At 72.1% G+C, this 15113-nt stretch carries 7 protein-coding genes; 6 read left to right on the top strand and 1 reads right to left on the bottom strand.

The genetic code is table 11. From position 1 onward, the window contains the following. Positions 1-23 precede the first annotated feature (23 nt). The 4 genes from SANBI_RS18255 (at position 24) to SANBI_RS18240 (ending at position 7602) form a co-directional block, all read left to right on the top strand. On the top strand, positions 24-1451 hold the full coding sequence (locus tag SANBI_RS18255) for an MFS transporter (RefSeq protein ID WP_319157593.1): 1428 nt from the start codon (positions 24-26) through the stop codon (positions 1449-1451). A 415-nt stretch (positions 1452-1866) separates the two neighbouring features. After that, positions 1867-3189: a hypothetical protein gene (locus SANBI_RS18250; protein ID WP_319157591.1), complete on the top strand. Its 1323-nt coding sequence runs from the start codon at positions 1867-1869 to the stop codon at positions 3187-3189. A gap of 318 nt (positions 3190-3507) precedes the next feature. After that, the gene (locus SANBI_RS18245) at positions 3508-6540 is read left to right on the top strand and encodes a hypothetical protein (protein ID WP_319157589.1); all 3033 of its coding nucleotides are present in this window, start codon (positions 3508-3510) and stop codon (positions 6538-6540) included. Between the two features lie 75 nt (positions 6541-6615). Then, the gene (locus SANBI_RS18240) at positions 6616-7602 is read left to right on the top strand and encodes an asparaginase (protein ID WP_319157587.1); all 987 of its coding nucleotides are present in this window, start codon (positions 6616-6618) and stop codon (positions 7600-7602) included. Between the two features lie 120 nt (positions 7603-7722). On the opposite strand, the gene SANBI_RS18235 is transcribed toward SANBI_RS18240, so the two are convergent. After that, positions 7723-8646 carry a helix-turn-helix domain-containing protein gene (locus SANBI_RS18235; protein WP_319157585.1) on the bottom strand — a complete coding sequence of 308 codons (924 nt, stop codon included), beginning with the start codon at positions 8644-8646 and terminating at the stop codon, positions 7723-7725. 55 nt (positions 8647-8701) lie between these two features. Here SANBI_RS18235 and SANBI_RS18230 point away from each other — a divergent pair, with 55 nt between their 5' ends. Further along, positions 8702-12475, top strand: a complete 3774-nt coding sequence (locus SANBI_RS18230) for a DUF5107 domain-containing protein (RefSeq protein WP_319157583.1) — start codon at positions 8702-8704, stop codon at positions 12473-12475. Next, positions 12472-14997 carry a beta-galactosidase gene (locus SANBI_RS18225; RefSeq protein ID WP_319157581.1) on the top strand — a complete coding sequence of 842 codons (2526 nt, stop codon included), beginning with the start codon at positions 12472-12474 and terminating at the stop codon, positions 14995-14997. Before SANBI_RS18230 ends, SANBI_RS18225 begins: the two co-directional genes overlap by 4 nt. Positions 14998-15113 lie beyond the last annotated feature (116 nt).

The raw sequence follows: 15113 nt of genomic DNA, 5'->3' as shown, positions 1-15113 counted from the left end.
GTTGAGGTCCTAGCCTCGCGCTCGTGAACACGACACCCCCCACCCCGTCCGTCGCCGGTACCTGGCGCGAGCTCCTCGGCCCCAGGTCAGGGCCCGTCGCGCTCGTCCTCGCCGGCGGCGTCCTCCTCGAGGCCAGCACCGTCTACCTGACCACGAGCCTGCTCCCGACGATCGTCGCGGACATCGGCGGCGAGCAGTTCTACGCCTGGACCATGACGACCTTCCTGGTGGCCTCGGTCGTCACGTCGATGCTCGTCAGCCGCACTCTCGCGACCCGTGGCTCGGTCGCCGCGTACCTCACGGCCTTCGGCCTCTTCGGGCTCGGCTCGGTCGTCTGCGCCCTCGCCCCCTCGATGACCGTGCTGCTCCTCGGCCGCACGGTCCAGGGGCTCGGCGGCGGGCTGCTCGCAGGTCTGGGGTATGCGCTCATCCAGCGCGCCCTGCCCGAGCGGCTGTGGGCCAAGGGGGTCGCGCTGGTCTCAGCCATGTGGGGCGTCGGGAACATCGTCGGACCGGCGGTCGGCGGGCTCTTCGCCCAGCTCGACGCGTGGCGCCTGGCCTTCGGTGCCCTCGCGCTCGTCGCGGCCCTCGACATGGTGCTCGTCGTCCGCGTGATCCCGCGCCTCGAGCGCTCGACCCAGCGGCAGCCGCTGCCCGTGCGGTCGCTCGTGCTGCTCGGTGCCGCCGTCGCCTCGGTGAGCGTCGCGGGGATCTTCGACGTCGGTGGGCTCGTGGTGGCGGCCCTCGTGCTCGGCGCGGTCCTCGTCGTGGGCTTCGTCAGGCACGAGAGACTCTCCTCGACGTCGGTCCTGCCGGCCGCGACCTTCGCCCCCGGCAGCAGGCTGGTCTGGGTGTACCTCGCCGTCGCCGTGCTCGCCCTCGGAGTCGGCACCGAGGCGTTCATCCCGCTCGTCGGTCAGGAGACCGGCTCGATGACCCCGTTCCTGGCCGGGTTCCTGGGGGCGGCGCTGTCCCTCGGGTGGTCCGTCGTCCAGGTGGTCAGCGCCGGAGCGACCCGACCGCCGCTCGTCCGCGCCGCGACCGTCGCCGGGCCGGCGGTCCTCGCGACGGGGCTGCTCGCCTTCGCGGCGCTCCAGGTCGAGGGGCCGTCGGGTCTCGTGGTCACCGGCTGGTTCGTCGTCCTCTTCGTCGCCGGGAGCGGCATCGGTCTCGCCTTCCCGCACCTGTCCGTCGCGGCCTTCTCGAGCACCGCAGACAGCGACGAAGGATCCAAGGCTGCCGCTGGCATCAACACCGTGCTCCTCATCGCGAGCGCCTTCAGCGCCGCGCTCGCGGGGGTGCTCGTCACCCTCGGCGGGGACTCGCTCGTGACGTCCGCGCGGCTGCTGTTCGGGGGCTTCGGGGTGGTCGCGCTCGTCGGGACGCTCGCGTCGGTACGCGCGGCCAGGGTGTCTGGGGTTCGGGAGGGTGCTGCAGCCGAGCGGTCGTAGCGAGAGGGGGGAGCTGCGGGGTCGCGGCGAGCGGGGGAGGCCTGTGGGTCTGGTTGGGCCTGGGCTCGCCGACCTGCGTGGGTGATCCGTGCCGTGCCGTGCCGTGCCGTGCCGTGCCGTGGCGGTCGCGGGGGTGGTCCCCAGGCGGGTGGACGGGCTGGTTGTCCACACCGGGGACGTTGGGCCTGGGGTTGTTGTTCGCAACCGTGTCAATCTGCTCACTCGTCGCACAACGGGCCGACAGGGCTGCGAGGTGGTGCGGCGGTCTCACGTCCGAGCAGACGGGTCTGACGGCTCAGCGCCCTCAGTGCGCGTGCTCTTGTGTCGTGGGCCGCCGCTGCGCGCTCTGCTGCTGATCGCTCACCCGGTGTGGACGAGCGAGCACGGTCGACTGCGCAACCGCCGAGGAGAACCCATGACACCCCGATCACCCGTCAGCACCACGGGGCCAGACGTGAGCGGGGTGACGCCCGCGCCCGACGAGGCTGCGGGGCCGGACCTACCTGCTGCGCCCCACCTGCCCGACGAGGCCGACGGCTCTGCCCTGCGCGACATGGGCGATCTGCTCGACGGTGGTGGCACTCTCGACCCTCCTGCCTCACGCAGCCTGCCCGTCGAACCTGAGCCCGAGCCCGAGCCCGAGCCCGAGCCCGATGCCGCTGCTGGGCCCGGGGCGCCTGGAGAGACGGACGGGCCCGGTCAGGCGCCAGAGGGTGGACCTTCTCCCGTGCGCCGACGGCGACGGGCGGTCGTCGCGGCTGCCGGAGCGGCCGTCGTGATGGTCCTCGTCGGCATCTTCGTCTACAGGGCGTGGGATGCGGGCGTCGAGTCCGATATGGCCGAGGCTACCGAGGCTCTGCACGCGGTCGTCCTCGAGCTCCACGCAGCTGTCGACACCAGCGAGACCGTCCTCGCCAGCTCTGACGGACGGGTCGCCGACGACCAGGTCCGTGTCGACCTCGCGGCCGTGACCTCCGGGGTCGACGAGCTCTCGTGGTCTCTGCCGCGCGGTTCCCGGCAGGCACGGACCGTCGCTGCGACGGGCCTCGCAGAACAGGCCCGGACGCACGTCAGTGCTGTCGAGTCGGCGACAGGGCTCGTGCTCGTCGCCGTCGACGCCTTCGAGCTCGAGCAGGCCATCCACCTCGAAGGCGAGGCGACCGCACGGCTCACGGCGTCGGTCACCGACGGCCGGGCTGTCCTCGATGCGACGGCGGGCCAGGTGCTCGACGACGCGGTCCGCGTCACGCTCTCCGACGCCCTCGCCGCGGCTGACGCCCTCGAGCCCGCCCTGGTCGGCGAGACGCTCTCCGTCGTCGAGCAGACGCAGATCCGTGCTGCTGCCGCAGCCGACCTGACCCAGCACGCCGATGCTCTCGACGCCGCGCGACAAGGTGTCGTCGACGCCCAGGTCGCGTGGCAGGCGGAGCAGGACCGGGTGGCTGCTGAGCAGGTGGCCCAAGCAGCTCAGGCCGCCGAGGAGGCCCGCCGAGCGCAGGAGCAGGCAACTGCTCGACCCGAGACCTCCGGGCGGTCGTCGAACACAGGCGGCCCGGCACAGGTGCGGCCGAAGGGCAGCGGGGTGCCCTCGGCGCCAGCAACAGGCGAGAGCCCACCAGCCCCGGTGCCACTCACCGGGCCTGCTCCGGAGAGCGGGTACACAACCGAGACCCAGACCGGCACCTGGTGCGGATCATTCGATACCTCTGGTGCAGAAGGGACGGGTGGCTGGTGCTGACGACGACGCCGCGGCGAAGCGCGGGGGAGGCCTCATGACGTAGGCGAGACGGTCTCTCGCATAAGTGAGAGGCCCTGGGTTGCACCCCAGGACCTCTCTGCTTCCAACGCACTTCATTCGACTGGAGAAAACGTGAAAGCACGACTGAATGTACACGCTCGCGTTCGCGCACGCATGGGTAGAAAGGCGGCTCTGACCAGGAGATATGCATCTGGCGAGTCGTCTCGCAGTGCTGCCAAGAAGCGACGGAGAACTGCAGCGTCGAAGGTCGCCGCGGCGACTATCGGAGTCCTAGCCCTCTCGGGCGTTACGGCTGCTGTGGCGGCCGTCCCCGCCGAGATCGGACCCGGCGTGGGCATCACCGGGGTCATGGACCGCGGGACCACGTGGCTGGGTGCTGTCGGCGGCACTGCCGAGGCTGAGGCCACGGGATGGCTCTCGTGGTGCATCAGCGCCGGGCTCGTCTCGCCCCAGGGCGCTGCAGCAACGTCCGTCAGTTACGTCGACGATCCCCAGCTGGCCTGGGTCGTCCAGGCCTACGAGCACGTGGGGACCGACGTCTCCCGGGCCGCTATCGCCTACCTGACTCACACCCGCCACGAGACCGGGTCGAATGGTGTTCCTGCCGCGACGCGCACAGCGCGCATCATCGCCAACACTCCTCAGTCCGTGAAGGACGTCGCCGGTCAATACCTCGCCGAAGCTGCCTCCAAGTCCGGCCCCTACACAGCAGCACTCGGAGGGGTGGACGGCGGAGGAACACGGACCGGATCGATCTGGGCGAGCCCCGTTACCAGCAACACTGGCACCGCCCTTGTCGGCCTCCCGATGACGGTCACGCTGAATGGACCGGCTGTCTTCGATATGAACGGCAACGCAATTGCTGATCCTGCTGAGACAAAAGTATGGACAGGACAGACACCCTCCGATCGCATCTCGCTCAAGTGGGTCGCTACCGGCAATGGCGAAGTGACTGGGACCTACTCCTACGCAGCGCTGCCACGCACGACCTTGACCCGGTTCAAAGCCACTGGAGAGGTACAAGACACCCTGACCTATGGTGCTCGCGCACCCAGCGACCCCGAGGAGCTGATCGTCCCCGGCCCTCCCTTCCAGGTCGTCGCGGACTTCCAACCGGAGATCCGCACCCAGGTCGCCACGACATTCGTCGACAAGGGCGCTGCCCTGGTCGACCAGGTGACCGTCGCCCCAGCAGCCGGTGACACCTGGGCCCAGACCAACGGCACCCACGTGCCCGTGACCGCTCACGGCACTCTCTACGGCCCCTACCCAGCGCCGCCTGCCCGGTCTGCGACCGTGCCGGCCGGTGCACCCGTCGCCGGGACCGCCGAGCTCACCTTCGCCGGCCCCTCGACCCTGGACGCCGCTGCCTCGACCGTGGCGAGAGGCTCTGGGTACTACACCTGGGTCTGGACCATCGACAAGGAGGCCCAGGGACCGAACGCCGTCTACGTGCGTGCCGACGCGACCCACGACTTCGGTCTGGTCGCCGAGACGCACGTCGTGCCGTTCCAGCCCGAGGTGACCACAGTCGTCGACGAGCGGTTCGTCGAGAAGGGCAAGGCCTTCGTCGACGAGGTGACCTTCGCCCCTGCGGCCGGTGACCTGTGGCTGGCCCGCCAGGACGGCACCCCGGTCGAGACCGTCTGGGACGGGACTCTCTACGGACCATTCCTGGTCCCCACCGAGCAGGTCGACACCACGCCAGGGGCGTCGCCCGTGCAGGCCACCACGACCCTGATCGCCTCGGAGGCCGGTGTGCAGTCGACCGATGCTTCCGCGACGGCCTCAGCTCCGGGTTTCTACACCTGGGTCTGGGAGATGGACAAGGCCACCCAGCCTGTCGCCTCCCAGCCCTACGTCGCCGGGTCGGTGCGCACCTCGTTCATGGTCGAGGACGAGACCTCCTCTGTGCGCCACAACGCCGCGATCTCCACGATGGTCCGTGACTTCAACGTCGTCCAGGGCGGGCAGATCCACGACCTGGTCACCGTCTCCGGTCTGCCCGAGGACCACAGCGACTTCGAGGGCCTGGGTGGATGGACCGGGGACGTCGACGAGATCACCCACACCGCCTACGGGCCCCTCGCAGTCCAACCCACCGACGACCTCGACCTGAGCACCGCACCCGTCCTGGGTTTGGCGACGTCCCCGGCCAAGAACGGCTCCCACGTCGTCGGCACGGGAGGGGAGTTCCAGGTCGCGGCCGACAACACCGCCGCCGGCTGGTACGTGGTCGTCTCCAGCTTCCCTGGTGACGACCGTCTCGACGCCTTCACCACCTCACCGGGTGACCGCATGGAGATGGCCTTCGTCCCGACCGACCGGGCCACCGACGTCGAGTCGTGGTTGGTCACCGACGCAGACGCCCAGGTCCCAGCCGGACAACCCTTCAAGGACACTGCTCACCTCACCGGCACGACGGTCGAGGGCGGCTACCTCGAGTTCGAGGCCTACGGGCCCTTCGTCCAGGGGCAGGAACCCGCAGAGTCACCCGAGACGCTGCTGTGGACCTCCGAGCAGATCCCGGCCTCGAGGGCCGGGACGTACAGGTCCGGCGTCGTCACCGCGGAGCTGCCCGACGGTGCTCCGTGGGGAGACGTCTACTGGGTAGCCACCTACTACGGGCCTGACAGCAAGCAGATCGTCCGGGGTGAGCTCGGCGACCCGTCGGAGATCACCCGTGTGGTCGAGCAGCCTGAACCGCTCGTCACGACACTGGCGGTCCCGGAGAGCGTCCTCGGATCCTCGAGCCACGACGTCGCCTACGTCTCAGGGCCTGTCGTCGACGCGTCGACCCTGACCTTCGCCGCGTACAGGCAGCACGCCGGTGACGACGTCGCCCTCGACGAGCTCGTCGTCGACACCTCGAAGACACCCACGACCATCTACCACGGTGGCACCTACGAGTCGCCCGAGGTCACCTTCGACGCACCAGGCACCTACTACTGGGTCGAGACCCTCACCGGGCCAGACGGCGAGGTCCTGCACGTCGGCGAACCCAGGCTCCCGGGGGAGACGACCACAGTCGTCGACGTGCCTGTCCCACCCTCCGCCCCACCCCACGAGGCCGCTCCAGGAGCACTGGCTTCCACAGGGGCCCAGGCATCCACCGCCGCAGGCGCGGCTCTCCTGATGCTCGTGACTGGCCTGCTGCTCGCGAGCATCGCCCAGCACCGAGCGGCTGCACGTCGACTCGTCGGAGCAGCCGGGGCCGGAGACGCACCAGCGGATGCGGGACCGCTACCCCGTGGATCTCTGGGCGGCTCAGCATCTCGCACCGCCGGCGTTCCCGACGCTCCAGACCCGTCACCCGGCAGGCAGCCATGACGCTCGCGTGACACGCGGGCCCAGGGGTCGGGCTTCGCTCGGCCCCTGGGCCCGCACGGCTGGGAGACTAGGGCGGTGAACCAGCGACGCATCAGCCTCATCACCCTCGGCGGCACCATCAGCTCGGAGGCGACCCGCGCGACCTCCGGCGTCGTGCCTGTGAGCGGCGCCGACCTCTTCCGGCAGGAGGTCGAGCACTGGGTGCCGGGTATCGAGCTCCTCCCGCACGAGCTGCGCCTCGTCCCGTCGCCGTCCCTGCACCTCGACGACCTCCTCGCCCTGCACAGGTACGTCGTCGCGCTCCCGGACGACGTCGACGGCGTGGTGGTCTCCCAGGGGACCGACACCATCGAAGAGACAGCCTTCGCCCTCGACCTCCTCGGCACGGCCGCCGACCTGCCCGTCGTCGTCACCGGCGCGATGCGCAGCCGCGCCGCCGCAGGCGAAGACGGCCCAGCCAACCTCGTCTCGTCGGCTCTCGTCGCAGCCAGCGAGCAGGCCCGCGACGCCGGGGTGCTCGTGCAGTTCGCCGACCTCGTGCACTCGGCCCGGTGGGTCAGCAAGCGCAGCACCTTCCACGTCGACGCCTTCTCCTCCGATCCCCTCGGCCCGATCGGCTACGTCGCCGAGGGCCAGGCGCACCTGGAGCACCTGCCCCGTCGGCGCCTCGCGCTCGCGGCCCCGGAGTGCGCGACCGCGCGGGTCGCACTCGTCTCGACGGGCTCGGGGGACGACCTCGCGATGCTGCCCGGCCTCGCGGACGCGGGCTACGACGGGGTGGTGCTCTCCGGGGTGGGTGCGGGCCACGTCGCCGCGTCAGCCGTCGAGAACGTCTCCGCCGCGGCGTCACGCATCCCGGTGCTCCTCGCCAGCCGCACCGGAACCGGCCCCGTCGCCGAGCGAACCTACGGCTACCCGGGCGGAGAGATCGACCTCGTGGCCCGGGGCGTGCTCACGGCGGGCCGGCTCTCACCCGTGAAGGCTCGCGTGCTCCTCGCGCTCCTGCTCTCCGCAGGGCTCACGGGCGACACCCTGCGCGCCGCCGTGGCGTCCCACACCTGACCACACCGACGCCTGCGGCCAGCCGCAGACCTGGCCCGGCCCGGCTCGGGAGGCCCGACCAGGCCCAGCCAGCCTGGTCACGTCAACCCAGCCCAGCCCCTGCCCCCGGCCCAAGCTCTCTCAGGTCTGCCGTGCCCTGTACGCGCTCGGTGCCACCCCGTGGGTCCGGGAGAACTGCCGCGAGAAGTACAGGGGGTCGTCGTAGCCGCTCGCAGCACCGACCGACGCGACCGGGAGGTCGGTGCTGTCGAGCATCTCGCGGGCCCGGGCCATCCGCAGCTGCGACTGGTACGTCATCGGCGACACCCCGACGTGCTCGCGGAACAGCGCCCCGAGGCGCGAGGTGCTCAGCCCGACCATCGCCGCGAGCGAGGCGACCGAGGTCCGCCGCGGGCTCGTCGTCCGCAGATGAGCGAGCGCCCGTTCGACGGGGCTGGGAGCCGGGCCGGGTGCCCGTCGCCCTGTCGCGACGACGTGGGTGAGCACGTGGAAGGCCGCGCCGCTGGCCAGCAGGTCCCCGGCCCGGGTCCCGCTGTCGAGGCTGTCGATGACCTGGGAGACGAGGCTCGCGACAGGCGCGGCGTCGCGCAGGTGGATCACCGGCCCGCCGGCCGTCGTGAGCCCTGCCTTCACGAGCTCGGCGGCGTCGGTCCCGAGCACGTGGAACCACCACAGTGTCCAGGGGTCGGCGGCGTCGGCCCCGTACTCGTGCGGTGCGCCCGCGAGCAGCAGCACGGCGTCGCCACGCCTGACAGGCTCCGCCCCGGCCCCGGCCCCGGCCCCGGCCCCGGCCCCGGCGCCGGTCCGGCACCAGCCGGCTCCGTCGGTGCACACGAGGAGGATGTGCTGCTCCGCCCCGCCGGGCCGCGAGCGCCCGTGCCGGGACGCGTGCGGGAACACCCCGGCCTCGGTGACGAGGAGCCGGCATGTGACCGGCAGGCTCAGCGACGCCCGCACCGCAGACCGCGGGGTCACCAGCATCCGTTGCCCGGCAAAGCCGTCGCGCCTGGGTGCGAGCCGGTCGTCGGCAGTCGATCCGTCCATATGGTGCAGTGAAACGTCTATCGTCGGGCCGGTCAACCAGCCGTACGGTCGGTGGATGCTCACCGAAGAGTCGCGGATCGTCCTCCCACCAGCTCCCGCCGCCCTCGCAGGGCTCCAGGTCCGCGCCTGGCGTGAGCCCGTGGTGATCGACACCTACGAGCCAGACGACCCGAGCCCGTATCCCGCGTACCTCGACCGGCGGGTCTACCAGGGCTCGTCCGGGGCTGTGTACCCGATGCCCTTCGTCGAGGGGGTCTCGCTCGAGAAGGTCCCGCGCTCGTGGGACGCGATCCACCTCGAGAACGACTACGTGCGCCTCATGCTGCTGCCCGAGCTCGGCGGACGGATCCACGTCGGCCACGACAAGACGCGCGGCTACGACTTCTTCTACCGCAACGACGTCATCAAGCCTGCGCTCGTGGGGCTCCTCGGCCCCTGGGTGTCCGGCGGAGTCGAGCTCAACTGGCCCCAGCACCACAGGCCCGCGACCTACCTGCCGACCGAGTCGACCATCGAGCACGAGGACGACGGCTCTGTCGTCGTCTGGTGCTCGGACCACGACCCCTTCGCGCGGATGCAGGGCATGCACGGCGTGCGGCTGGCGCCCGGCAGCGCGCTGGTCGAGCTGCGGGCGCAGCTCGTCAACCGCACGGACGACGTGCAGACCTTCCACTGGTGGGCGAACGTCGCTGCGGCCGTGAACGAGGACTACCAGGCGTTCTTCCCGACCGACGTGCACGTCGTCGCGGACCACGCCAAGCGCGCGGTCACGTCGTTCCCCGTGGCCGAGGGTCGCTACTACGGCGTCGACTACCCGTCCCGGCGCACCCCGGAGCGCCCTGACGGCGACCGCCTCGACTGGTACCGGAACATCCCGGTGCCGACGTCGTACATGTGCCTGGGGTCCCAGGACGACTTCTTCGGCGGCTACGACCACGGCGTCGGCGCGGGGTTCGTGCACTGGGCGGACCACAGGGTGTCTCCGGGCAAGAAGATGTGGACGTGGGGGGACGCCGCGTTCGGGCACGCCTGGACTGCTCACCTCACGGACTCGAACGGGCCGTACGTCGAGCTCATGGCCGGGGTGTTCACGGACAACCAGCCCGACTTCGCGTTCCTGCGCCCCGGCGAGACCAAGGTCTTCTCCCAGTACTGGTACCCCATCCAGGACACCGGCCCTGTGCACCAGGCGACCCTGGACGCCGCGGTCCGGCTCGACGTCGAGACCACCGGTCCCGCGGCCCGTGTGCGCGTCGCGGCTGCGGTGACAGCGGTCCGGTCCGGTGCACGTGTCGTCCTGCGCCTGGGGGCGGAGGTCGTCCACGACGTCCTGGTCGACCTCGCCCCCGGCGCGCCCTACGTCGCGACGATCGTGCTCGACGGCACCGGCACGCTCGACCGCACCGGCACGCTCGACCCCGGAGCCCCCGGAGCCCCCGGAGCCCCCGGAGCCCCCGGAGCCCCCGGAGCCCCCGGAGCCCCCGGAGACCCCGGACGCAGCGACCCCGGCGACCTCGACCCCAGCGACCTCGAGCTCACGGTCGAGCACGAGGGTGTGCCTCTCGTGTCGTGGCGCCCACGCCCGACCCCCACGAGCCTCGAGCGGGCGACCCCCGCAGACCTGCACCCGTCGAACCTGCCCAGGGGTGCTCACCCCGCCGCCGAGCCGCCTCGACCCGCGCCCTGCGCACCCGTGCCCTGCCCACCTGCGCCACCCAGACCACCCCGACCTGAGCCGGCGACCGAGCCTGCGCCCCCGGAGCAGATCGGCTCCGTCGACGAGCTCTACGTCACCGGTCTGCACCTCGACCAGTACAGGCACGCGACCCGTTCCCCGGAGCCGTACTGGCTCGAGGCGCTCCGCCGCGACCCTGGCGACGCACGCACCCACGTGGCGCTCGCGGCCCGACGCATGCGTGACGGGCGCCTCGACGACGCCGAGCAGCACCTGCGCGCTGCCGTCGGACGGCTCACGCTCCGCAACCCCAACCCCCGCGACGGCGAGGCCCACTACAGGCTGGGTCTCGTGCTCGTTCGCCTGGGCCGCCCTGACGAGGCGCGCGCTGCGCTCGGGACCGCGTCGTGGGACAGGGCCTGGCTCGACCCGGCCGTCGTGGCGACAGCCCGGCTCGACCTCGCCGACGGCCGTCCGGCGCGCCTTGCCGCGGCGGTCGAGGACCTGCAGGCTCTGGTCGCCCGTTCCCCGGCGCACGTGCAAGGCCGGAACCTGCTCGCCGTCGCCCTGCGACGCCACAGCGGCACGGCCGGTCCCTCCGCCTGCACGCCTGGCCCCTCCACCGTTTCGGCCGGTCCGTCCACCGGTTCGACCGCACCGTCCGCAGGCTCGACCGGCCCCTCCGCCCGGGGGACCAGTCCCTCCGGCGGACCCCGGTCCGCCCACGGCGACGACCTCGCGGCCCTCGCCCTCGTACGCGGGACCCTCGCTCTCGACCCTGTCGACGCCTGGGCCCGGGACCTCGCCGACAGGTGGGGCGAGCCCGCGCAGGTGACGACCGACCCGACCGTCCTCGTCGACGTCGCCCTCGAGCACGCCTCGGTGGGTGAGGTCGACGCAGCCCTCGGGCTGCTCGCCCGCGCGGCCTCTCTCCCGACGGTCAGCGGTCAGCGCAACGTCGCCCCTGTCGCGTGGCTGCACGCGGCCGACCTCGAGCTGGCGCGCGGTGACCAGGATTCCGTAGACCGAGCCCTCGCCGCAGCCCGCTCCGCACCACGTGACTGGTGCTTCCCGTCGGCCGCCGAGGACGACGCGCTGGCCCGGTTGCGCCATGCCCGCCCTGGCGACCCGCTCGTGCTGGGGCTCGCCGGTCACCGCCTCTACGCGGCAGGTCGACGCGGCGAGGCCGTCGAGGCGTGGCAGGCCTCGGTCGACGCTGACGAGACCGATCCCGTGGTGCTCCGCTCCCTGGGCCTCGCCGCCTACGACCTGCTCGGCGACGGAGACCGTGCGGCACGCTGCTACGCCCAGGCCCGTGCGCTGCGTCCCGACGACGCACGTCTGCTCTACGAGGCGGACCAGCTCGCCGCGCGTCGAGGGGCGGCGGCCGCCGACCGGGTCGAGACGCTGACCTCTCGGGCTGACCTCGTCGCCACCCGCGACGACCTCACGGTCCAGCTGGCCGGTCTCCTGACGACCCTCGACCGAGCCGACGAGGCGCTCGACCTGCTCGCCGGTCGCTCGTTCCAGCCGTGGGAAGGTGGTGAGGGGACCGTCCTGGCGGCGTGGGACGACGCGCACCGCACGCTGGCGCTCGCGGCCCTCGACGCGGGCGACCCGGACCGAGCCGTCGCGCACGCGCGGGCCGCGCTCGCGCCCGTCGCCTCGCTCGGCGAGGCCCGGCACCCGCTCGACAGCACGGCAGACCTGCACCTCCTCCTCGGCGACGCGCTGGTCGCGGCGGGGCGCGACCACGAGGCCCGAGAGGCGTGGCAGATCGCCGCCGGGCAGCAGGGCGACGTCGAGGGGATGACCCCCGAGATGTGCTCGGAGCAGACCGCAGCGTCCGCGACGGCTCTGCACAGGCTCGGTCGCCGCGACGAGGCTACCCGGCTGCGCGACGTGCTCGCCATGCATGTCTCCGAGCAGGCGTCGGTCGTCGCCGTGGTCGACTACTTCGCGACGTCCTTGCCGAGCCTGCTGCTCTTCGCCGAGGACGTGCAGGCCACTCACGACTCCAGGGTCCGGACGCTCCAGACCCTGCTCGCCGGGCTGGACGAGCAGCTGGACCAGCACGACCAGCACGAGCAGCTGGACCAGCACGACCAGCTGGACCCGACGTCGAACCAGAGCTCACGGAGGAGAGACCGATGACCCCAGAGCACGGGCCGAAGGCCCCACAGTCACTGCCGTCACTGCCGTCACTGCCGTCTCCGGCCACGACGCCCGCACAGACCACGACGCCCGCACAGACCACGACGTCCTCGCAGACCGCTGCACGGTCGGCTCTGCCACGGCCCAACAGGTCGGTCCGCGTCCCGCCCACCGACCCCGCGACCCGCCTGACCTTCCTCGGCGACGGCGACGGCCACGACCGGTCCGACCGCATCGAGGTGACGACCCGGTTCCTCGAGCGCGGAGGTCGCCCCTGGTTCCCGGTCACCGGGGAGGTGCACTACTCACGCATCCCGAGGGACCGGTGGTCGGAGGTCCTGGGGCACGCCCGCGCAGGTGGCCTCGACACCGTCGCGACCTACGTCTTCTGGCAGGCCCACGAGCCGACCCCCGGCGATTACCGCTGGGACGGGGACCTGGACCTGCGAGCCTTCGTCGAGCTGGCAGCGCACCACGGCCTCGACGTGGTGGTGCGCATCGGCCCGTGGGCGCACGGGGAGGCCCGCCACGGAGGTTTCCCGGACTGGCTGGTGGACCGCGGGCTCCGGACCCGGACAGACGACCCGGAGTACCTCGACCTGGTGCAAGCCTTCTACAGCCAGACGATCAGGCAGCTCGACGGGCTGACGCACGCCGACGGCGGCCCCGTGGTCGGGGCGCAGATCGAGAACGAGCTCTACGACCAGCCTGCGCACCTGGCGACCTTGCGACGCACCGCCGAAGACCTCGGGCTGCATCTCCCGGTCTGGACGGCGACAGGGTGGGGTGGCGCCCAGCTGCCCGGCACCCTGCTGCCGGTCTACAGCGCCTACGCGGACGGGTTCTGGGAGGAGTCGAGCACTGGCTGGCCGGAGTTCGCGGCCATCCACTTCCGCTACAGCGAGGTCCGCGACGACCTCACGGTCGGCGCAGACCTGCGCGAGGCCCTCGACCAGATCACCGTCGGCGGGGAGGTACCCGCGTCCGACCGCGGGATGCTGCCCTTCGTCACCTGCGAGCTCGGGGGAGGCATGCACGTGGCCTACCACCGCCGCCCGCTCGTCGGTGCGCAGGACGTCGCGGCGCTCGCCCTCGCCAAGATCGGCAGCGGCTCCGTGTGGCAGGGGTACTACATGTACGCAGGCGGCACGCAACGGGTCGGTCCGCACGGGACAGAGCAGGAGTCGCAGGCGACCGGCTACCCCAACGACGTCCCCACACGCTCCTACGACTTCTACGCACCCGTCGGCGAGCACGGGCAGATCAGGCTGCACCACCACCTGCTGCGCCGCCAGCACCTCTGGCTGGCCGACGAAGGGGTACGCCTCGCCGCGATGGCGACGACAGTCGGCGGGGGGAGCGAGGATCCGGCCGAGCTGCGCTGGTCGGTCCGCTCCGACGGTCGCAGCGGTTATCTCTTCCTCACCACCTATCAACCGCCGGCGCACCCGGTCGAGGCGCAGCCCGGTGTCCAGGTGACCGTGGACCTCGACGGCACGGAGGTCACGGTCCCCGCTCGCCCGGTCGACCTGCCGGCCGGTCTCTCGCTGGTGTGGCCCCTGCGCTACGCCTTGACGCCCGACCTCGAGCTGCGCAGCGCGACGGCGCAGGTGCTCGCCCGGCTCGACGACGTGGTCGTCCTCGCGGCGACCGACGGCGTCGACGTCGAGCTGGTCCTCGACGGCGCGGTCGAGGTCGGTGGCGCCGCCGTGGGTCAGCGCACCGGGGGAGGGCTGGGAGCCGACAGCACGGTCGTGACGCTGACCGAGCCCCCAGGGCCCAGGTGCGTCGTCGACCTGCCCGGCGTGCGCGTCCTGGTCCTCGACGACGCATCGGCCAGCAGGCTCTACAGGCTCGGCGTCGCGGGGAGGGACAGGCTCGTCCTCTCTGACGCACCCGTGTACGCAGAGGACGGCGCACTGGTGGTCCACACGACCGGGTCCGAGACCACGGTCTCGCTGCTCCCAGCCCCGGGCGCGCTCGCGGTTGCCGGGGGAGAGGGAGCGCTGTCCCGCGCGGCCTCCGCCGATGGGCGTGGAGCAGACGACCCCTGGGAGACGTGGATCCTCTCCGTCCTGGGGGCTGGACCGCACAGGCTCCTGACCGACCTCTGCCCTGAGGCTGTCGCCTCGCCCCCAGAGCGCGGAGGGCCGATGGGGCGGCTCAGCGCTCCGACCGACTGGGCAGGAGCGGCCAGGGTCCGGGTCGACGTCCCCGTTGAGCTGGTCGAGGGGACCGACCGCGCGCTGCTGCGAGTCGACTGGACCGGTGACGTGGGGCGCGCGTGGGTCGGTGACCACCTCGTGAGCGACCACTTCTGGCACGGGCGGGTGTGGGACGTCGATCTCACTCCGTGGCGGGAGGAGATCGTGGTGCACGGGGTGGTGCTCGAGCTGCTGCCGTGGGTCGCGGAGACAGGGGTCCGGGTCGACCCGTCGGTGGTGCCCGGGGGAGACGGGCTCGAGATCCGTTCGGTCGACGTCGTGCGGGTGGCGCGGACCGTCCTGGCGCCGAGACCCTGAGGTGCCTTCGATGCCGGTCTGGGGCGCGGGGCCGGGAGCCCTGACCGGCCTGTCGCCCCTGATCGAGGCCGGTTTGGAGATGCGGCGATCTCTGACGTAGTGTTCTCGACGTCAGC

The sequence above is a fragment of the Sanguibacter biliveldensis genome (assembly GCF_033798665.1).
Taxonomy (GTDB): Bacteria; Actinomycetota; Actinomycetes; order Actinomycetales; family Cellulomonadaceae; genus Sanguibacter; species Sanguibacter inulinus.
Note: the sequence above shows the minus strand (reverse complement) of the source record. Positions and strands in the feature narration are given on the sequence as shown.

What these genes read in the sequence shown, in the direction of transcription:
- SANBI_RS18235 (WP_319157585.1), bottom strand. Translation starts at nt 8,646, where the DNA reads ATGGACGGATCGACTGCCGACGACCGGCTCGCACCCAGGCGCGACGGC.
- SANBI_RS18250 (WP_319157591.1), top strand. Translation starts at nt 1,867, where the DNA reads ATGACACCCCGATCACCCGTCAGCACCACGGGGCCAGACGTGAGCGGG.
- SANBI_RS18225 (WP_319157581.1), top strand. Translation starts at nt 12,472, where the DNA reads ATGACCCCAGAGCACGGGCCGAAGGCCCCACAGTCACTGCCGTCACTG.
- SANBI_RS18230 (WP_319157583.1), top strand. Translation starts at nt 8,702, where the DNA reads ATGCTCACCGAAGAGTCGCGGATCGTCCTCCCACCAGCTCCCGCCGCC.